Annotated in this window: 19 protein-coding genes, 1 tRNA gene and 1 pseudogene; 6 read left to right on the forward strand and 15 right to left on the reverse strand. The window is 65.0% G+C overall.

Translation table 11 applies throughout. The features are described 5' to 3' along the window. Positions 1-72: 72 nt before the first annotated feature. Complete coding sequence (locus tag NN5_RS27195) at positions 73-198, forward strand: hypothetical protein (RefSeq protein WP_281190430.1); 126 nt, start codon at positions 73-75, stop codon at positions 196-198. Positions 199-232: 34 nt separating this feature from the next. Here the strand turns inward: NN5_RS27195 and NN5_RS13880 are convergent, their stop codons facing one another. Further along, positions 233-760 carry a retropepsin-like aspartic protease family protein gene (locus tag NN5_RS13880; RefSeq protein ID WP_245656486.1) on the reverse strand — a complete coding sequence of 176 codons (528 nt, stop codon included), beginning with the start codon at positions 758-760 and terminating at the stop codon, positions 233-235. Positions 761-813: 53 nt separating this feature from the next. Then, complete coding sequence (ispG, locus tag NN5_RS13885) at positions 814-1,941, reverse strand: flavodoxin-dependent (E)-4-hydroxy-3-methylbut-2-enyl-diphosphate synthase (protein ID WP_067734700.1); 1,128 nt, start codon at positions 1,939-1,941, stop codon at positions 814-816. Positions 1,942-2,032: 91 nt separating this feature from the next. Here ispG and NN5_RS13890 point away from each other — a divergent pair, with 91 nt between their 5' ends. Continuing rightward, positions 2,033-3,055: a zinc transporter ZntB gene (locus NN5_RS13890; RefSeq protein WP_245656488.1), complete on the forward strand. Its 1,023-nt coding sequence runs from the start codon at positions 2,033-2,035 to the stop codon at positions 3,053-3,055. Between the two features lie 290 nt (positions 3,056-3,345). On the opposite strand, the gene NN5_RS13900 is transcribed toward NN5_RS13890, so the two are convergent. From NN5_RS13900 to NN5_RS13945, 10 genes are all read right to left on the reverse strand, one after another. Further along, the gene (locus tag NN5_RS13900) at positions 3,346-3,774 is read right to left on the reverse strand and encodes an Hsp20/alpha crystallin family protein (RefSeq protein ID WP_067734703.1); all 429 of its coding nucleotides are present in this window, start codon (positions 3,772-3,774) and stop codon (positions 3,346-3,348) included. An 86-nt stretch (positions 3,775-3,860) separates the two neighbouring features. Next, positions 3,861-4,373, reverse strand: coding sequence for a GNAT family N-acetyltransferase (locus tag NN5_RS13905; RefSeq protein WP_067734704.1), 513 nt, complete (start codon positions 4,371-4,373; stop codon positions 3,861-3,863). Beyond that, on the reverse strand, positions 4,373-4,840 hold the full coding sequence (locus NN5_RS13910; RefSeq protein WP_067734719.1) for a GNAT family N-acetyltransferase: 468 nt from the start codon (positions 4,838-4,840) through the stop codon (positions 4,373-4,375). The genes NN5_RS13905 and NN5_RS13910 overlap by 1 nt, the downstream gene beginning before the upstream one ends. 5 nt (positions 4,841-4,845) lie before the next feature. Continuing rightward, positions 4,846-5,790, reverse strand: coding sequence for an RDD family protein (locus tag NN5_RS13915; RefSeq protein ID WP_067734705.1), 945 nt, complete (start codon positions 5,788-5,790; stop codon positions 4,846-4,848). Next, positions 5,787-6,842: a stage II sporulation protein M gene (locus NN5_RS13920; RefSeq protein WP_067734706.1), complete on the reverse strand. Its 1,056-nt coding sequence runs from the start codon at positions 6,840-6,842 to the stop codon at positions 5,787-5,789. The genes NN5_RS13915 and NN5_RS13920 overlap by 4 nt, the downstream gene beginning before the upstream one ends. Beyond that, on the reverse strand, positions 6,839-8,167 hold the full coding sequence (locus tag NN5_RS13925; RefSeq protein ID WP_067734707.1) for a DUF58 domain-containing protein: 1,329 nt from the start codon (positions 8,165-8,167) through the stop codon (positions 6,839-6,841). The genes NN5_RS13920 and NN5_RS13925 overlap by 4 nt, the downstream gene beginning before the upstream one ends. A 212-nt stretch (positions 8,168-8,379) precedes the next feature. Next, positions 8,380-9,336, reverse strand: a complete 957-nt coding sequence (locus NN5_RS13930; RefSeq protein WP_067734720.1) for an AAA family ATPase — start codon at positions 9,334-9,336, stop codon at positions 8,380-8,382. Positions 9,337-9,395: 59 nt separating this feature from the next. Further along, positions 9,396-10,721 (reverse strand): DUF4350 domain-containing protein, encoded by a 1,326-nt coding sequence (locus NN5_RS13935; protein WP_067734708.1) that lies wholly within the window; start codon positions 10,719-10,721, stop codon positions 9,396-9,398. A 13-nt stretch (positions 10,722-10,734) separates the two neighbouring features. Beyond that, positions 10,735-11,421: a hypothetical protein gene (locus NN5_RS13940; RefSeq protein ID WP_245656490.1), complete on the reverse strand. Its 687-nt coding sequence runs from the start codon at positions 11,419-11,421 to the stop codon at positions 10,735-10,737. A gap of 88 nt (positions 11,422-11,509) precedes the next feature. Then, complete coding sequence (locus NN5_RS13945; RefSeq protein ID WP_067734709.1) at positions 11,510-12,403, reverse strand: prephenate dehydratase; 894 nt, start codon at positions 12,401-12,403, stop codon at positions 11,510-11,512. A 131-nt stretch (positions 12,404-12,534) separates the two neighbouring features. On the opposite strand from NN5_RS13945, the gene NN5_RS13950 reads away from it, so the two are divergent. Next, a complete protein-coding gene (locus NN5_RS13950) occupies positions 12,535-13,164 on the forward strand; it encodes a c-type cytochrome (RefSeq protein ID WP_067734710.1) in 630 nt (209 codons plus the stop codon). Between the two features lie 204 nt (positions 13,165-13,368). On the opposite strand, the gene NN5_RS13955 is transcribed toward NN5_RS13950, so the two are convergent. Further along, complete coding sequence (locus tag NN5_RS13955) at positions 13,369-14,028, reverse strand: RlmE family RNA methyltransferase (protein ID WP_067734711.1); 660 nt, start codon at positions 14,026-14,028, stop codon at positions 13,369-13,371. Positions 14,029-14,041: 13 nt separating this feature from the next. After that, a complete protein-coding gene (locus NN5_RS13960) occupies positions 14,042-15,373 on the reverse strand; it encodes a Ppx/GppA phosphatase family protein (protein ID WP_067734712.1) in 1,332 nt (443 codons plus the stop codon). Positions 15,374-15,526: 153 nt separating this feature from the next. Between NN5_RS13960 and NN5_RS13965 the strand changes: the two genes are divergently transcribed. Next, positions 15,527-15,600, forward strand: a tRNA-Gln gene (locus NN5_RS13965). A gap of 350 nt (positions 15,601-15,950) precedes the next feature. After that, positions 15,951-17,453, forward strand: a complete 1,503-nt coding sequence (locus NN5_RS13970) for an O-antigen ligase family protein (RefSeq protein ID WP_084384935.1) — start codon at positions 15,951-15,953, stop codon at positions 17,451-17,453. A gap of 150 nt (positions 17,454-17,603) precedes the next feature. Here NN5_RS13970 and NN5_RS13975 read toward each other — a convergent pair whose 3' ends face one another. After that, positions 17,604-18,518, reverse strand: coding sequence for an IS5 family transposase (locus NN5_RS13975; protein ID WP_067734714.1), 915 nt, complete (start codon positions 18,516-18,518; stop codon positions 17,604-17,606). 85 nt (positions 18,519-18,603) lie between these two features. On the opposite strand from NN5_RS13975, the pseudogene NN5_RS25200 reads away from it, so the two are divergent. Beyond that, positions 18,604-19,551, forward strand: a pseudogene (locus NN5_RS25200) (IS630 family transposase). Positions 19,552-19,615 lie beyond the last annotated feature (64 nt).

Below are 19,615 nucleotides of genomic sequence, written 5' to 3' on the forward strand. Positions count from 1 at the left end.
CGTCATGGGCTTTTGCCGCCAGTGCGCCTATCTGCGCCCTACCCCCCACTCCCCCGCAAGGTCCGGACCGCCATGATCGCCCCTGAATCGAAAGCGCCCCCGTCGAAAGTCACGCAGGCCGCCCTGGCCTCGGTCATCGGCATGGGGGCTTTCGTGATCTGGTCCAGCCTTGCGGGACTTGCCGGCTGCTTCGCCTGAACCGGCGTCAGGCATCAGCTTTCGCCGCCCCGGGTCATCCGCCTAAAGTCATCCGATCACCGTCGATCCGCACGCTGGGTATGCGGGCGAGGAACGACTGACCGAGCAGCGAGACTTCCAGTCCCTCGGGAACGATCACCGCGCCCACGCCGCGCGCGCCAAAAGCCCCGAGTTCGACATGCTCCAGCCGGACCGGCACACCGTAAACAGTACCGCTGGCGCCGCGGCCCACCGGGCGCAGCTCCGACGGATCCCAGCGCAGGCCGATGGCTTCGGCATCGGCGCCGGTGAGCGCAATCATCGAGGCGCCGGTATCGACGAGGAACCGGGTCGAATGGGCATCGACATCGGCCCGCGCATAGAAATGCCCGTCGCTCTGGCGCGTGAGGACGGTGTCGTCCGGAAACACCGCCGCAGCGTGGCTGTCCACCGCTTCGCGGTTCCCGACGCCGCCTGACGCCTTCGCTTCCGGTACGCGCGCGGCCTGCGGGGACACTGCAAGGTCCGGAGCGAACCAGCCGATGCCAGCCGCAACACCGATCAGCAGGATGAGAGGGCCCATGCGCATGGGCCCATTCTAGACGGCAAAGGCTTCGGCCCGGTTAAGGCCGCCGCCTATTCCGCAGCGACGGTCTGTGCCGCCTCCGCCGCCTCGATCTCGGCCGCCTTGGCTTCGACCAGCGAGACAATGTGGTCGAGCATGTCCTCGCTCTGCACGTGGTGGTCGGTCACGCCCGAGAGATAGACCATGTGCTTGCCGTTGCCGCCGCCGGTCACGCCGATGTCGGTCTCGCGCGCTTCGCCCGGGCCATTGACGACGCAGCCGAGCACCGAGAGCGAGAGCGGGGTCTTGATGTGCTGCAGGCGCGCTTCCAGCGCCTCTACCGTACGGATCACGTCGAAGCCCTGGCGCGCGCAGGACGGGCACGAGACGACGCGCACGCCGCGCGTGCGCAGGCCCAGCGCTTTCAGGATCTCGAAGCCGACGCGCACTTCCTCTTCGGGCTCGGCCGAGAGCGAGACGCGCAAGGTGTCGCCGATACCGGCCCAGAGCAAGTTGCCGATGCCGATCGCGGATTTCACCGTGCCGCCAATCAGCCCGCCCGCCTCGGTGATGCCGAGGTGCAGCGGGCAGTCCACCGCATCGGCCAGGCCCTGATAGGCCGCGACCGCAAGGAACACGTCGCTGGCCTTCACGGCCACCTTGTATTCGTGGAAATCGTGGTCCTGCAGCAGCTTGATGTGATCGAGCGCCGATTCGACCAGCGCTTCCGGACAGGGCTCGCCGTACTTTTCGAGCAAGTCCTTCTCAAGGCTTCCCGCGTTCACGCCGATGCGGATCGCGCAGCCATTGGCCTTGGCCGCGCGCACCACTTCGGCGACGCGCTCGCTGGAGCCGATATTGCCGGGATTGATACGCAGGCAGGCCGCGCCCGCGTCCGCCGCTTCGAGCGCGCGCTTGTAGTGGAAATGGATGTCGGCAATCAGCGGCACTTGCGCGGCGCGCGCGATCTCGCGGAACGCCGTGGTGCTTTCCACATCGGGGCAGGAAACGCGGATCAGGTCCGCCCCGGCATCCTCGCAGCGGCGGATCTGGTCGATCGTCGCCTTCGCGTCGGACGTGGGGGTATTGGTCATGGTCTGCACCGTGATCGGGGCATCGCCGCCGACGGGCACGCTGCCGACCATGATCTGCCGGCTCTTGCGGCGCTCGATATCGCGCCAGGGTCTGATCGAGGACATGGCGCCCCTATAGGCGCTTGGCGTGACCGTTTGAAGCCGGTTTACACCTGCTCTTTTGCACCCGCCCTTTTTCATTGGCAGGATTTCGGGCATGCAGACATGCATGAACACCGAAGTGCTGACAGACGAGAGCGATGAGGCGCTGCCGCTGCTGTTCGGCCGCGTGCTGGATGGCGAAGGCGGCGGCCGGCCGATCAGCTGGGAAGACGTGCAGCACTGGCGGCCCGGACGGGAAGGCGAAGTGCTCTGGGTGCATCTCCTGCGCACCCACGAAGGCGTCCAGCAATGGCTGCAGGATTGCCTGGAAATTCCCGAGCCCACCGCCGAACTGCTGACCAGCGACGCCACTCGCCCGCGCGCCTTCCGCGACGGGGATACGCTCGTCGCCACCCTGCGCGGCATCAACTTCAACCCCGGCGCCGAACCGGAAGACATGCTCTCGATGCAGCTGTGGAGCGACGGCAGGCGCATCGTCACCTTGCGCCGGATGCCGCTGCAAACCCCGCGCATGGCCTGCAACGAAGTCGACGCCGGGACCGGCCCGGTCGATGTCGGCTCGCTCATCACCGCGCTTACCGAGCACCTGATCGACCGCATGAGCCATTCGATCATCGACATGAACGAGGCGATCGACGAGCTGGAAGAACGCGATCCCGATGCCGATACCGACGCCGTGCTCGGCAAGATCGCCACGATCCGCCGCAACTGCCTGGGCCTCAAACGTCACATGTCGCCGCAGCACGAAGCGCTTCTGGCGATCTGCAACAATGCCCCGGCCTGGTTCGAGGACCACGACCGGCGCGAGATCGCCGAGACCATCGACCGGCTGCGCCGCTATCTCGACGATCTCGACATCAGCAAGGAAAGCGCGCTGGTGCTGCAGGACGACATCCGCGCCCGCGCCGCCGCCAGCACCGAGCGCACGCAGAACATGCTGACGATCGTGGCAGGCATCTTCCTGCCGCTGAGCTTCATCACCGGCCTGCTCGGCATCAACGTGGGCGACATTCCGCTCACCAGCCCGGGCAGCCACGGGTTCTGGATCATCGTCGGCCTGTGCTTCGGGATCTTCGCGCTCGAACTGATGATCGCCCGCAAGCTCAAGTGGTTTTGATGCTTGCAGAGCGTTGCGGCTGATTGGCGAAGCAGCGCTGGATCATCCGGATTTCCATTCGGGCCAGGATGCCATCAGCCGTCCTGCGTTTCGATCAGAACGCCCGCCCTCTCCCTTCGTCATTGCGAACCCGAAGGGTGAAGCAATCCAGAGCGGTTTGCGCCCGCTCTGGATTGCCGCGTCGGCTTCGCCTCCTCGCAATGACGAAGCGGGAAAGGAAGCGGGCATGAAAGACCCGCAGCCCGCCCGGTGCGCCCGCCATGGCAGGCTCCGGGCAGGCCGCCGGGAAATCAGCCGACGCTGATCTTCTTCTTCGCTTCCTGGGAAGTCTTGGGCAGCGTCAGCGTCAGGATACCGTCTTCGTATTTCGCGGAGGCCTGATCGATCGCCACTTCGGCGGGCAGGGCCACGCTGCGCGAAATGGCGCCATAGTAGCGTTCCGAGTGGATCACCTTGTCGTTTTCCTCGTCGGCATCGTACTGCGACACTTCGGCGCTGATCGTCAGGACGTTGTTGTCGACCGAAATGTCGATGTCGTCCTTGCGGACACCGGGCATTTCCGCGTGAACGACGAGATTGTCGCCATTCTCTTTCACGTCGATCTTGATCTTGCCGGGGTTCGGCAAGGGATCGCCGTGCAAGGGCGCGATGGAATAGCCCAAGGGAAAATCGCGGAACAGGTCATCAAAAAGGCTGCGGCGAGCAGGATACTTGGCCATCTTCACTCTCCATCCTCCGGTTGAAGACTCGGCCTGTTTACCACGCCCGGGCAGAACTGTCGTTGCTTCAGCGCAACCTGCCTACCCTAAAGCACTTTCGCGAAGAGGAACTCCTCGTCGCGTTGCTCGCCGACCATGAAATGGATGTCGGCCGCCTTCTCGAACCCATAGCGGTTGTAGAACTTCTGCGCGCCGGGATTGTCCGAATAGACCGAGAGCTGCACTTCATCGGCGCCGAACCGCGCGGCTTCCTCCAGCGCCCAGTCCATCAGCCGCGCGCCGATGCCCTGCCCGGTCGCCTCGGGATCGGTATAGAGCTGCTTGAGCTCGATCACCCGCTCCCCGCGCGCATGTTCGGGCCAGCCACAGGCCATGACCAGCTTGCAATAGCCCAGCAGCCTGCCATCCTGTTCGGCGAGCATCACCCGCATCTGCGGATCGGCGATCTCATTCGCGGCCTTCGCTTCGGTGTGCGATCCGGCGAGGAAATTCTCCAGATCCTCCGGCCGGTAGAGATGCCCGAATTTCACGATAAAACTGCGCTCGCCCAGTTCGGCAAGCGCGGCGGCATCGGCAGGGGTGGCCATGCGCAAATCCATTACAACGCCTTCGTCATGCAGAGGGAAAAATCGTCCGACACATAGTCGCTGAACGGCGGGCATTCGGCGAAGCCATGGGCAAGATAGAGGTTCTGCGCATCCCGGAACGGCGCGGGCCGCCCGGTTTCGAGGCTGACGCGGGTATAGCCACGCGTGCGGGCTTCCTCCAGCAGGCGCAGCAGGATCGCCTTGCCCACCCCCTTGCCGCGATAGTCCGGCGCGGCGCGCATCGACTTCAGCTCGCCGTGCCCCTCTTCAAGATGCTTGATCGCGCCGCACCCGGCCAGCCTGTCGCCGTCCCACGCGGAGAAGAACAGCACGTCAGGCTGGCGCAACCGCTCGGCGGGCATGGCATGGACGCTTTCAGGCGGCGACCACTGGTGCATCTCGTCGAGATGGAATTGCAGCAGGGCCAGCACCGGCTCGCCAGTCAGATCGTCGGGCACGATCGTGAGATTTTCGATCATCATGCTTACTCGGAAAACTTGTCGGCCTTGCGGCGGCCCATCCGCATGGCGCTTTCCAGCCGCGCCCGCAACTGGGTGTAGTAATCTTCGAGGAACGCCTTCTCGTCGTTCCAGCCGTCGTTGCGGCCGATTTTCCCGGCGATGGTCTGGTACACGGTCTCGATCGAGGCCGCGCGATCCTCGCGCAGCACGCGTTCGAGCGTCTGCAGTTCGAATTCGCCATAGACCGCCAGTTCGGTGTCCTCGAACTGATAGGTCCGGCGCGGCGCGGGCAGCATATCCTCGTCCCCCCGCGCCATGGGCCCGTTCCGGGGCGGACGCGCGACCGACATCGCCGCTTCCAGTTTCTGGCGCGGGCGTTCGAGCACCCAGGACCCCGCGATCACGTCGCCCGTCCGCAGCCCGTCGCGGTTGAACAGGGGGAAGAGCATGAAGATCAGGAACCAGCCGGTCGCCGCCAGCCAGGCCCAACCGCTGTCGGCCCCGCCCGACATCAGGAACACGATCGGCAGGAACAGCTCGATATCGCGCAGCAGGTTGCGCGCGATGACCATGTCCGCCGTCAGCCGCCCGCCGTCGCGCGCGGCGATGCGAATGCCCATCAGCCGCTTGCCCGGCGTCGCGCCGCGCGGGCCCAGTTCGAAGAACAGGAAATAGGCGTTGCGGAACAGGAACATGATGACGATCCACACGATCAGCAGGAACTGCAGCGCGTGTCCCGCCGCGCTTCCGCTGCGCATCGCCTGTCCCGCCGAAACCGCGCCGCCCGCGATCGAGAGCAGCGCGATGGTGGAGCCGAGCATGAGCACGAGGATGATCAGGAGATCGAGCACCAGCGCTCCGAACCGTGCGCCCCTGCCGGCCACGGCCACAGGCAGCGCGATGCCTTCCGGCGTCACCAGCGTACGATCCCGGCCCGACCGGCGCAGGCGCGTGGGCAGAGCGCTCATGCGCGCGCGTCCCGGCGCTTCGCCCAGCGCGGCCCGGTATGCCCTCGAAACGCGAAGAAATAGGTGCTCCACAGCAGCAGCATGAACCCGCCGATGGCGAAGCGGCCGAACGTCTCGTTCACGAGCTGGCGCGCGAAGCCTTCGAGCAGCGCCGCCACCACCAGCATCAGCACCACCCCGGTCATCACCAGCGCGGCGCGCCGCCCGGCCTCGGCGGTGGCCTGCAGGATCGGGCGGTTGCCGGGAAAGGCGATTGCGCGGCCGATGTGCAGCCCCGCCGCCCCCGCCAGCAGGATCGCGAACAGCTCGGTCGTGCCATGCACTGCGATCCAGCCCGCGAAATCCACGGTCAGGCCCACCTGATGATAGACCCAGGCCATTGCCCCGAGCACGGCCAGATTGTGCACCAGCAGCAGCAGCGAGGGCACGCCGAACGCGAAACCCAGCGCGAAGGCGAGGATCGAGACTTGCGCATTGTTGCTGAACAGCTGTGCGGCGAAAATGCTCAGGCCGTCCTTCTGCTCCGGCGCGAACAGCGAATCGTGCAGCACCTTGGCACTGGCGCCCGGCACGCGGTCTCCCGCCATGCCCTTGCCGACCAGCGCGAAGTACCATTCGGGATCGTGGCTCACCAGCAGCCAGCCGACAATAGTGCCTGCCACCATCACGGCCAGCGCAATCACGATGTCGAGCCAGATCGCCCGCACCGCCGCGCTCCAGCCGCCGCCGAGGAAACCGCGCAGCCATTCCGACAGCGACGAGCGCGGCCCGTAAACGACGAACCAGGCCCGCTGCACCAAGGCTTCCAGATAGCCCAGCGTCGCAGCATCGAGCGATGTCTCGCGCGCGATCGAAAGGCTGGAGGCCACAGTGCGGTAAAGCCCCGGCAGCGCCAGCAGATCCTCGTCGGAAATGCCGCGCAGACGGCCCTTTTCCATGCGGGTGACGATCGTCTCCAGCCGCTTCCAGTCGGCCTCGCGCTCCAGCCGGAAGCGGTCGGACCGCAAGGCCGCGGTCTCGATTGCGGAAGGGGTGGCAACAGCGGCGTTCATCCGATCGCTCCCGATCGCTTGATTGCAAGATAGGCGTCGAGCAGGCGTGTGCCGATCTTGTCGAAGGGCGCTTCGATCACGTCGACGCCGAGCTGGCGCAGCCGCCCCGTCACCAGCGCGCGCTGGCGCAGCAGGAGATCGGCGGAGACGGCTTCGGACAGCACGTCGAGATCGTCCGGTGCGGCGGCGGACAGCGTTTCCAGCTCGTTGTCGGCCATGGTCACGAACAGCACGACATGGCGCTTCACCAGCCGGCCGATGCTTTCGATCATCAGATCGGCGCTGGTCAGGTCGGTGAAATCGGAAAAGACCACGATCAGCGAGCGGCGCTGCAACCGGCCTGCCAGCGTCGCCAGCGCCAGTGTGAAATTGGGCTCCTCGGCGCGGTATTCCAGCTCGGCGGCGGCGCGCTGCAAGCGGTGGAACTCGCCCGAGGCGGCCACGAAGGGCGTCGAGATTTCGGGCCGCGCGGCAAAGCCGAACAGCGACACCCGGTCCCCGCCCTTGAGCGCGACATAGGCCGTCGCCAGCGCCGCCGAGACCGCGCGGTCCATCCGCGGCATCCCCTCGACCGGCTCGCACATCGCCCGGCCGCAATCGAAGGCAAAGACGATCTGGTTGTTGCGCTCGGTCTCGTATTCCTTGGCAAAAAGGTGCGCGTGGCGGGCCGAAGCCTTCCAGTCGATGCGGCGCCGGTCCATGCCCGGCTGGTATTCGGCGAGCGATTCGAACTGCGTGCCCTCGCCCCGGATGCGGCGGGCAATCAGGCCGAACTGCGCATCCTTGAGGAACGCCTGCAAGGCAGGCGAGCGGGTGGCGGCAAGGTTCGGCCAGACCCGCACTTGTTCATCGAGATCGCCCTGAAGCTGCCGCGCGCCGAGCCCGAGCGGACCGGTCCAGCGCAGCCAGGCCCGGCTTACCGGCCCGGTCCCCCGCCGCGAGGCGCTGAAGGGTCCTTCGCCGCGCCATTCGCGGTCTTGCGCGGACAGATCGAACAGCATCCGCCCGCCCGGCACCAGCCGCGGATCACATGCGAGCGCGGCCTGCATCGCCGAAGGACGCCCGCCGGCCAGCCGCACTTGTGCCCCCATGACATGCTGCGCGCCGACTTCGACATCGCCGGGGACCAGAACCCGCAAGTCTTCCAGCCGCCCCGCCAGCAGCGCGTCGATAAGAATGAGCGCGAACACCGCGATCCCCGCCACCGGGGCAATCAGCCAGGCGTCCGGCCGCATCGCCCCGATCACCAGCGCAGCCGGCGCCGCCAGCGCCAGCAGCGCAGCCGCGCGAGCCGTGGGGACAATCGGGGCAAAGCGCAGGCTCATGCTACCTGCCCACCGCCCCTGCCGCACTGACCCGAACCCATAAGCCCGGCCTTCGTCATTGCGAGATGGCGAAGCCGTCGAAGCAATCCAGGGCCGCGCAAACCGCCCCTGGATTGCCGCGCGACCTGCGGTCGCTCGCAATGACGAAGAACGAGTCGCACCTCACGCGCTTTGGCACTGTTCCGAACTCGCTCAAAAGAGATCATGCCAGCCTACCTCGGCGCCTCGGTCTGTTCGACCAGCTGCTCCACAAGCTGTTCGACCTGCTTGCCTTCGATCTCGGCCGCAGGGCTCAGCAGCAGGCGGTGGCGCAATACGCTGCCCGCCAGCGCCTTGACGTCGTCGGGCACGACATAGTCGCGGCCATCGAGCGCGGCGCGCGCACGGGCGGCGCCTGCCAGCAGCACGGCGGCACGCGGGCTCGCCCCGTTCGACAAGTCCGGGCTTTCGCGCGTGGCGCGCACCAGCCGCACGATGTAGTCGGTCACGCTCTCAGCCAGCGTCACGCCCGCCACGGCGCGGGTCACAGCCTCCAGCTGCGCCGGGTTCGTCACCGCCTCGATGCCGAGATCCGCCGGACGCGGCGCGCCGCGATTCTCGCCGTAGCGGGCGACAATGCGGCATTCCTCCTCAAGGCTGGGATAGCCGACCAGCAGCTTGAACAGGAAGCGGTCGAGCTGCGCTTCGGGCAGCGGATAGACGCCCTGGCTCTCGATCGGGTTCTGCGTCGCCACCACGGTGAAATGCGCAGGGAGCGGATGGGCGCTGCCGTCGAGCGTCACCCGGCGCTCCTGCATGGCTTCGAGCAGGGCCGCCTGCGTCTTGGGCGGGGTGCGGTTGATCTCGTCTGCCAATAGCAGATCGCAGAAGATCGGGCCGCGCGTCAGCGTGAACTCACTGGTCTGGAAGTTGAACAGGTTGGAGCCGAGAATATCGCCCGGCATCAGGTCCGGGGTGAACTGGATGCGCCCGAAATCGAGCCCCAGCGTCGCGGCGAAGCACTGCGCGAGGAAAGTCTTGGCCGTACCCGGAGGCCCTTCGAGCAGCACATGCCCGCGCGCCATCAGCGCGATCAGCAAGTGATCGATGGTCTCGGCCTGGCCGACCACGGCCTTGGCGATCTGCCCCCGGATCGCATCGGCAAGGCCCGCCACTTCGGACAGACTCACATCGGACGGGCCCACGCCGGACAGGCCCACTGCGGCAGGATGGGGGACTTCGGACTCGGTCATCGGATCAGCATCCTTTCGAGCGCGTGAAGATCGCGCGCGGCTTTCAGGAGATCATGCGGCCGCCGCGCCGCCTTCAGGCGTGCGGTGATCGCGGTAAAGGGTTCGGCATCGGGATGGCGCGAGGCCAGCGCCCGGTCGATGGCGTCGGCAGCCTGATCGGGATCGAGCGTGCGCGGCAGCGCCAGGGCCTGCACCAGCCGTTCACGCGCACGTTCGGCATAAGGCCCGGAGAGCAAGTGCAGGCGGCCGGACCGGCGCACCAGCCCGGCGGAATTGGCCACCAGCGCGCGCTTGCCGAAAGCGATGGCGCGGTCGGGCGCGAAGGGCGGGCCGAACCGCAGGAACGCCCGCCAGCCGGTGATAAGCGCGGCCATCAGCAGACACAGCGTCGCAGCCAGGAAGGGCGGCGTGAAGGCCAGCGTCAGCAGGTTGTCGGAACGGCCCAGGCCATTGAGCGTGAGGTCGAACAGCACCGGCCCGCCCTGCTCCACTTCCAGCGCCGGGATCAGCCGGTCCAGCAATTGCGCGCTGCTGCGGCTGGCCATGCCGTAATTGTCGAGCAAGTCCGGCTCGAACACCACGACGAGCGGATAGAGATCCTCGTCCTCCACTTCGCTGTGCCTCTCGCCCTCAGCGAACCTTTCCAGCGCGGGGTAAGTTCCGCCATCATCAACCAGCGCGGCCAGGATCCGCCCGTCCTGCTCGGTGATCAGCGGCACCAGCCGCTTACCCTGCCCCCAGAGCAGGGCATCGCGATCGGGCAGCGTTCCGGACAGGCCCAGCCCGCGCCACCGCGCCGGCTGGCCATTGGCATCGACTTTACCCAGATCCACCGTCACATCGTCGAGGAAGCCCTGCCAGTGCGGCGCCATCGTACCGCCGAGGCGCACCCAGCCCTTTTTCGCGTGCTTCTCCTGATCCTGCGTGGGCGGCGCGGAAATCCACTTGGGCGTCACCACCAGCGTCGGCCCCTGATAACGGCGCGCCGAGACGATCTTCTCGATGTCCTTGCCATCGGCCAAGGCGGGCGGGGTCAGCACCAGCAGGCCCGGTTCGGCCAGCGCCCCTTCGTTGCGCACCTTGCGCACGGCATAGCCGCGCCGCTCCAGATAGTCCGCCATCGCGGCATAGCCGGTCAGGCCCTTGCTGGCCGCGTGCGCCTCCCCGTCGTTGGCCGAACCCATGCCGGCGCCGGTGCCGATCATCCACAGCAGTGCCAGGAACAGCGCACTGCCGATCAGCACGATCCCCAGCACCGCCCGGCGCGAGAACGGATTCGCCCCGACAGCGACTGAATCGGCCGTGATCGCCCCCCTGCTCATGTGCCCCCTCCGCTCATGGCGACAACGCGATCCGCGCGAAATCGGCATAGGCCGCACGCGCGGCGGCCCAGTCCTGCGCATCGAGATCACGCAAGGCGAACAGGCTGCGTTCCACCCGCGCGGCAATCGCGGCAAAGGCGCTGCGCCCGGCTTCCGGCAGCGTCGGCAATACGGCGATCTCGCGCGCGGTGGAGGCCGGAAGCAACCAGTCGGGCCGGGCATCGCGGATCTGGCGAACGGAACGCTGGAGCAGCAGATGCACGGCCTCGCCAAACCGGCCTTCGCCCGCGAGCCGGTCCGCATCTTCCAGCAGGGCGATGGCTTCGGCCCGGGTCGGCGTCCAGTGCGCGGCCTCCTCTTCCTTGCCGCAGCGGCGCAGCCACTGTGCGATGGCCGGCCCCAGCAACCGCCAGAGCAGGAACGCTGCGAGCAGCACCGCCAGGCCGATCAGCACCCACTGGAACACCGGCCAGGACATGCCGAGGAACCGCCCGATGGGGCCGAACACCCATTCCAGGAAGCGGCCGAGCGCCTTGAGCCATTCGGGAACGTGAGGAACAACCGGCGCCTTGGCGGGTGGCAGGGGGGTGAACTGGATGTCCGCGCTATGGCGCACGGCGTCCCAGTCGCTCGCGGCCCGGCCGCTCGCCGCAGCGCCGGCCGCAGCCGCGTTTCCGATCTGACCCCCGGCCACCGTCACGCGGCCTGCTTCGCATGTGCCGCCAGCGCGCGCAAGCAGCTAACAGGATGAATCTCTTGTAACCCCGGCGCCCAAGCGCTGCCCGGCCTCAGCCCCGCGGACGCGCCTGCCGGTACGTGCCGAGCGGGCGCACGTACTTGCAGTGGAACGCCAGTTCCTTGAGCGCCATGTCGATGCGCGGTTCGCCCGGCGCCCCTTCGATATCGGCATAGAACGTGGTCGCGGCAAAGCTGGTGCCGGTCTGATAGCTTTCCAGCTTGGTCATGTTGACCCCGTTCGTCGCGAAGCCACCCAGCGCCTTGTAGAGCGCGGCCGGAATATTCAGCACTTCGAAGATGAACGTGGTCATCGTCGGCTGGCCTTCGAGCGTGAACGGGTCGAGCGGCTCGCGGGCCAGAACCACGAAGCGCGTGGTATTGTCCGCCGCGTCCTCGACGTTCTCCTCGATCACCTTGAGGCCATAGAGCTCGGCCGCCAGCTTGGGCGCGATCGCGCAGGAGGCCAGATTGCCCTGCTCGCGCACCAGCGCCGCCGCGCCCGCCGTATCGGCATAGGCCATCGGCACGATCCCGCGCTCGCGCAGATAGTGGCGCGACTGGCCCAGCGCCTGCGGATGGCTGTAGGCGGCCTTGAACGGCCCGTCGCCCAGCGCCATCAGCGCGTGGTGAATCGGCATGAAATGCTCGCCGACGATCGACAGCCCGCTTTCCGGCAGCAGGAAATGGATATCGGCCACGCGCCCGTGCTGCGAATTCTCGATCGGGATGATCGCCCGGTCGGCGCGCCCTTCCTTCACCGCATCGAGCGCATCCTCAAAGGAAAAGCACGGCAAAGGCAGGCAATCGGGCGCATATTCGAGCGCGGCCCGGTGCGAATTGCAGCCCGGCGCCCCCTGCAGCGCCATGGCGCGCGAGGGGTCTGCGGCGGCCGATTCGGCCATCCGGGCAACGAGTTCCAGTGCGGGTTTGGGATAGGCGTGCATGACGCACGCGCGAGTAGGCCGGAATGACGTTATCCGCAATGGCTCTTGCACTTGCCCTTGCCCGACACTAGAGCGCGTGCGATCCGAGTATCCGAGTAACGGTAAATCATTCACGCGCGGGGCATGCACGAATGGACGATCGCTTCAACACCATCGCAGGTTGGGTCCTAGGCGCCGGCATTGTCGGCCTTGGTCTGGCTATTGTCAGCTCGCACTATTTCGAAGCCGACAAGCACGAACGGCCCGAAACCATGGGTTACGCCGTCGAGGGTGTCGCCGAGGGCGAAGGCGCGGCGAAGGAAGTGCCGCTCGCAACGCTGCTCGCCGCCGCCGATCCGGCCAAGGGCGAAGCGATTTTCGCCAAGTGCAAGTCCTGCCACACGATCAACGAAGGCGGCGCCAACGGCATCGGCCCGAACCTGCATGGCATTGTCGGCGAAGCGGTCGGCCAGGGCGCCGGCGGTTTCGCTTTCTCCGATGCGCTCAAGAGCGTCGGCGGCGAATGGACTTTCGACAAGCTCAATGCCTGGCTGACCAGCCCGAAGGCTTTCGCGCCGGGCACGAAGATGACGTTCGCCGGTCTTTCCAAGCCGGAAGACCGTGCCAACATCATCGTCTATCTCAACTCGCAGGGCTCGAACGTGCCGCTGCCGCCGCCGCCCGCCGCCGACGAAGCCCCTGCGGCTGACGGCGCTGCCGCTCCCGCGGCAGGCGAAGCGACCGGTGCTCCCGCCGAGGGCGCGGAAGCCCCGGCCACCTGATCCCGGCTTAACCGAATCGGCTCACATGCCGGTCGAAAACGGTCCGCAGGCGTCACCGAGTCGCCTTGCGGACCGTTTTCGTTAGAGCGCCTTGTTCGTGTGCTGCGCGTGCGGCCGGGCTCTCAGAGTTGGTTTGGAAATTCGCCGAATGCGAATTTCGTGGCACCGGCCCGCATCCCCCAACGAAAATACCCAAACGGGCTCTCAGCCCTTGAACCCCTTGGCAATCACATACCATTCGGACGAGTCCTTGCGGCTCGCTGGCGGCTTGGCGTGCTTCACACTGGTGAAGTGGCGTTTGAGCAGGGTCAGCAGCTCGGTATCGGTGCCGCCCGCCAGCACTTTGGCCACGAAAGTGCCGCCCGGCGCCAGCGTCTGGATCGCGAAATCGGCCGCCGTCTCTACCAGCCCCATGGTCCGCAAGTGGTCGGTCTGCTTGTGGCCGACAGTATTGGCCGCCATGTCCGACAGGACGAGGTCCGGTGGCCCGTCCAGCGCCCCTTCCAGCGCAGCAGGCGCTTCATCGGCCATGAAGTCCATCTGGAAGATGGTGACGCCCTCGATCGGGTCGGTCGGCAGCAAGTCGATGCCCACCACTTTCGCCTTGGGGCACTTCAGCCGCAGCACCTGGCTCCAGCCGCCCGGTGCGATGCCGAGATCGACCGCGCGGGTCACGCCCTTGAACAGGTCGAACTTCTCGTCCAGCTCGATCAGCTTGTAGGCGGCGCGGCTGCGGTAGCCGTCGGCCTTGGCCTTCTTCACGTAAGGATCGTTGAGCTGGCGCTGCAGCCAGCGCGCCGAACTCGTCGTGCGCTTCTTGGCGGTGCGCAGCTTCTCGCCGGGATTGCGTCCGGATCGGCTCATCGTCCCTGTCCTCTCATCTTGACGCCATGGCGCGGCGCACGCCGCCGTTCGCGCTTCGGGCCCGTCCGCCGCGCCCGTTCCCCTGTCCATTGCCATGCCCGTTCCCGTGGCCATGGGACGCGATCAGGCTGCGCAGGATACCTTCGCGAATGCCCCTGTCGGCCACGCCCAGCCGGGCCGCTGGCCACAAGTCGAGAATCGATTCGAGGATGGCGCAGCCGGCCACGACCAGATCCGCCCGTTCGCGCCCGATGCAATTGAGCTCGCGCCGCTCCTCGACCGCCATCGACGACAGCCTGCTGCTGATCTCGCGCATCGATTCGGCCGGCACGATCAGCCCGTCGACCATGCGCCGGTCGTATTGCGGCAGTTCGAGGTGGAGGCTGGCCAGCGTGGTCACCGTGCCGCTGGTTCCCAGCAGCCGCAACGGCCCTGCCTGTCCGGCGCTTTCGCGCGCGCTGGAGACACGCCTGGCAAAGCCCGCGAAGCTTTCCGCAACAAGGCCGTGCATATGGCGGTAGCGCGCCAGCCGCTCGGCCTGCGAACCACCCTCCGGCCCGCAGCTCTCGGTCAGCGAAACGACGCCCCAGGGCACGCTCTGCCAGTCAAGAATGCGCGGCACGGTGCCGGTGCTTTCAATCAGCACCAGTTCGGTCGAACCGCCGCCGATATCGAAGATCATGGCCGGCCCCATGCCCTCTTCAAGCAGGACATGACAGCCAAGCACGGCCAGCCGCGCTTCCTCGCGCGCGCTGATGATGTCGAGCGCGATGCCGGTTTCGCGGCGGACCCGCTCGATGAATTCAGGCCCGTTCTCGGCGCGGCGGCAAGCCTCGGTCGCCACCGAACGGGCAAGGAAGACGTTTCGCCGCATCAGCTTGTCGGCACAGACCCGCAAGGCCGCCAGCGTGCGCTCCATCGCCTCGTCGGACAGGCGGCCCGACTGCGCGAGCCCTTCACCCAGCCGGACGACGCGGCTGAACGCATCGATCACGGTAAAATTCTCGCCCGAAGGCCGGGCGATCAGCAACCGGCAATTGTTGGTGCCCAGGTCGATCGCGGCATAGGACTGGCGCGGCAAGACCGGCCGCGGGGCATCCGCAAGGACCGGCTCCAGGCCTGGCGCGGCCGAAGGACCGGAATCGCTGCCTGGATCACTGCCTAAATCACTGACTGCGCGCGGCGCTGCGTCCGTCTTTCCAGGCCGTGCGCCCGTAGCGGGACGCGGCTTGGCCTTGGCTGTGCCGGCGGCCGGCGGGCGCGATTTGCCCTTCCGTCCCTTGCGCCGCCGTCTGGCACGGCCCGGCACATCAACTTTCGCTGCCGGCGGATCTTGCTCCGCCATCGTATCAAATCTCGTTCATATCTTCCCGCCCCGTTGGGCGGGCACCTGACACGATGCTAACCTCCCGGCGTGCAAGGAGCAAGGGGCGTACCACGACACCACACCAAGGCGCTTGACCCGAATCGCAAGCGCTACTAGAGGGGCGCCCTCCGGTGCCCCGTCGTCTAATGGTAAGACTACGGATTCTGATTCCGTCTATCGAGGTTCGAATCCTCGCGGGGCATCCAGTTTCCCGGTATTTGGTAGCAAACGCACCAAGAGCCGGCTGGCATCTGGCAGCGCCCATTCCCTATCCTTACGGACATGGGACAAGCGAACCTCCGAGCATCGCTTCGAAAGCACGATCCCAAATCGCCGGAGGAGCAAAAAGCTCACGCTCTGGACCTTGATCTACCTCGTCGGTGCCGACATAACACGACAATGCTCTCATTTGGCCCCCATTGAAGGTAAAAGGCGATGGGCGCAATTTCATCGCAAATGTCCACGACCTAGTTATGCGCTCACGCACTTGGCTAATTTGACTCAATCAATTTCGAACGAACGGCCAGGCTAGCGAGAATGAATTTATGCAGCATCCATGAAACCGGCGGCAGACCAAGATATGAAGCAAAATAGAACTCGCTCATTGGCCGGTGGGCGCCGAAAAACAAGAGCCGATGGAACGTTCTCCTACAAAGGCCATCAAAAGTCTTCAAGGCCGCCTTTAAAGAGCGGCCGCCTTTCCTTCATTAAACTCCCCGCAATACCGGTCCTCGCTTTCGCTGTTTTTGCCGCCACAACGGCACTGACCGGCGGGTCTTCTCGTCTTGATATCGTCTGGCTGCTGATCTTGCGGCCCATTACAATTCTGTGCCTTATGGCGATGTTTTTAACGGCAAAGCGAATCCCGTGGGGCGACATCCGACCGATACCGCTTCTGTTTGCAGCATTTGCGATTACAATCGCGATGCAACTTGTGGCACTCCCTCCTGCAGTATGGCAGCATATTCCCGGCCGGGAACAATATAATGCCGTCGCCCTGGCGCTGAACGGTGGCGACCAATGGCATCCGCTTACGCTGACACCTGACCGGACCTGGAACAGTCTGATATCCCTCTTGGTGCCGTTTACCGCAATGGTTGGCTTCCTCCTGCTGAACGACCGGCAGCGCCGCGCCTTGCTTTTACCAATACTCGGATTGGTCGCCTTCAGCATGCTCCTGGGCGTTGCTCAGTTTGCAGGCGGGGAAACGTCTTCCCTCTATTGGTATTCTGTGAGCGGGCGAGGCCAGTTGATCGGTCTGTTGGCCAACCGCAATCACCAAGGTGCACTACTCGCGCTTACGCTACCCCTTCTGCGCGTATGGGTTCTGCAGGCCAATCACAGCGCCCGCAAATTGCGCGGCAGCATCGGTCTTGGAGCCGCATCACTCATCGTGATCTATGTTCTTGTGCTCGGATCGCGCGCTGGCATGGCGCTTGCCATCGTTGGTTTAGTTGGTGCCTTTATGGTCGACCCATCACTAGAGGCCAGTCGGCAGATTTCAAAACGCCAACGCCTTATTATCATCAGTAGTATAGCCGTTGGCGTAATTGTTTTATTCGCTATGACCTTGAATGCGGACAGGGCTGTGTCAATCGCACGCCTTGTTCAAAGAGACGATATTCTTAAGACGGAACCTCGCATACAAGCATTACCCACGCTGTTCCACATCATGGCTCAAACTTTCCCCTTCGGCACAGGTTTTGGCTCGTTTGTTCCGGTATACACGAGCTTCGAACCAGACTCGTTATTGGGACCGACTTATTTCAATAATGCCCATAATGACCTTATCGAATTAATCATAACCGGTGGCCTACCTGCAGTGTTTGTTTTCGCCGTATTCCTAGGTTGGTGGGGGCGAGCTTCCTATCGATGTTTTATGGCATCACCAACGCCCGCTATCCAACAACAACGCGCGACCGCATGGGCAATCCTGATATTGTTGCTCGCTAGCTTGGTCGATTATCCCTTACGCACACCAATTCTCGGCACGCTTTTTACGATTTTCGCCTGTTGGCTCGCAGCCTCGCCCAACAGCACAGAAGAAAATCCCGCATAGCTCTAACCTATGTTGCATTGACTCGAATAGGGATTCCCAAAGGCCATTGGATGTGATTCAAGATGTCTGCTGGTGATGGGCTTTGTTGCGCAAATCGGCCACAGGGTAGCAGTTGGCCTTTGAAGGCATCGATTACGCGACACGCTGAGTTTAGGGCCTTCCGAGCGCGGTGAGGCGGTTGACGATGGCCGCGCGAATTTGGATTTCGGCGACCTGGCGATCGAAGTCTCGGGCCGAGATCCGTTCCCCCAGCAGCTTGAAGCAATGCATTTTCGTCTCGACCAGACTGCGCTGGTGATAGCCGCTCCATCGTTTCCAGATTGCCCTGCCGAACCGCCGGCTTGAGCGAACGATTTCATTGCGTGCCGCAACGCCCGGCGTGCTCTCGGGCCAGGCTTTTGCATTGCTTCGGGCGGGGATGATGGCACAGGCATCGCGCGCGGCAATGGCTTCGTGACAGGCCCTGGTGTCAAAGGCGCCATCGGCGCTGACGGTCGCGATGGCTTGATCGGGTAGGATCTGCTCCAGCAGTTCGGGCAGCATGGGCGCGTCGCCGACCCGGCTTCCGGTCACTTCGATGGCGCGGATCTCAAGCGATCCGGCGTCCACACCCAGGTGGACCTTTCGCCACTGGCGGCGTTTGGACGGGCCATGCTTGCGCCTGTACCATTCCCCGTCGCCCACCGCCTTGATGCCCGTGCTGTCGATCAGCAGGTGCAACGGTCCGGAACTGGGCTGAAAGGGGATCTCGACAAGCAAGGTCTTCTGCCTCCGGCTCAAAGTGCTGAAATCCGGCACCGGCCAATCGAGCCCTGCCATCTCGAGAAGGCTGGCGAGCATTCCGGTCGTCTGGCGCAAGGGCAGCTTGAACACGCCTTTCAACGTCAGGCAGGCCTGAATCGCGGAATCCGAGAAGACAGGCTGACGCCCGCGTGTGCCGGTCGGCGCCGACAGCCACTGCATCCCGGGATCAAACCAGACCTGAAGCGAACCTCTTTGCGCCAGCGCTGCGTTGTAGGACTTCCAGTTCGTCGTGCGGTAGCGTGCGCGGGGCGGTTTGCTCATCGCCGTCTCTTAACTACCTGGTTTCACGAACGGAATCCCTTGGGCATTTGCGCAACAAAGCCCTGGTGATGGAGGCCTGCATGGCATGGTTCGAGCTTATTCGATGGACCTTCGCGAGCGCGTTCTTGGGGCGGTGATAGACGAGGGCATGTCAGCGCGTGGCGCTGCGGTCCGGTTCGGAATTTCGGGGAGCAGCGCGATCAAGTGGGTGAAGCCTCACCGGCAGACCGGGAGCGGTGCACTTGCGCAGATCGGCGGTCACAAACCCCGGCTATTGACGGGCGAGCTGCGCGGCTGGCTGCTGGATCGAACAAAGACCGACTTCATCTTGCGCAGACTGGTGGCCGAACTTGCCGAGCGGAGGGTGAAGGTCGATTACGTGCAGGTCTGGCGCTTTGCCCACGCCGAAGGGCTGAACTTCAAAAAAAGCGTTCTTCCCGCCGAATAGTTGAGACCGAAGGTGGCCCGGCGGCGCGAGCAGTGGAAGAAGATCCAGGCCCGGCCTGATCCCAGGCGTCTGGCCTTCGTTGACGAGACCTAGGGCAAGACCAAAATGGCCCCTTTGCAGGGCTGGGTACCGGTCGGCCAGCGGCTCCACGTCAAAGTGCCCTACGGCCACTGGAAGACGATGACCTTCATCGCCGCGCTGCGCTGCGACCGGATCGATGCGCCGTTCGTCTTCGATCAGCCGATCAACGCCGTCACCTTCACCGCATGGGTCGAAGAGCAACTCTGCCCGACACTGGGACCGGGCGACATCGTCGTGATGGACAACCTCTCAAGTCACAAGAGGCCCGCTGTCAGGGCTGCGATCCGGGCCAAGGGCGCGCGCCTCCTGTTCCTTCCGCCCTACTGCCCCGATCTCAATCCGATCGAACAGGTCTTCGCCATGCTCAAGCACTTGCTCCGCAAAGCCGCAGAGCGTTCCGTCCAAGCCACATGGAAGCGTATCGGTTCGTTGCTCGATGCCTTGAATACGCAAACCACCTCAGAAACTCCGGATATGCGTCAATGTAATGTCATCTGTCTCTAATCGCCACACTGAGAATGGTCCCATCGTCCTGAGCCCTACCCGCCGCAAGCGGGATTTTGGTGCA

The organism is Novosphingobium naphthalenivorans NBRC 102051 (assembly GCF_001590985.1).
GTDB classification, from domain to species: Bacteria; Pseudomonadota; Alphaproteobacteria; order Sphingomonadales; family Sphingomonadaceae; genus Novosphingobium; species Novosphingobium naphthalenivorans.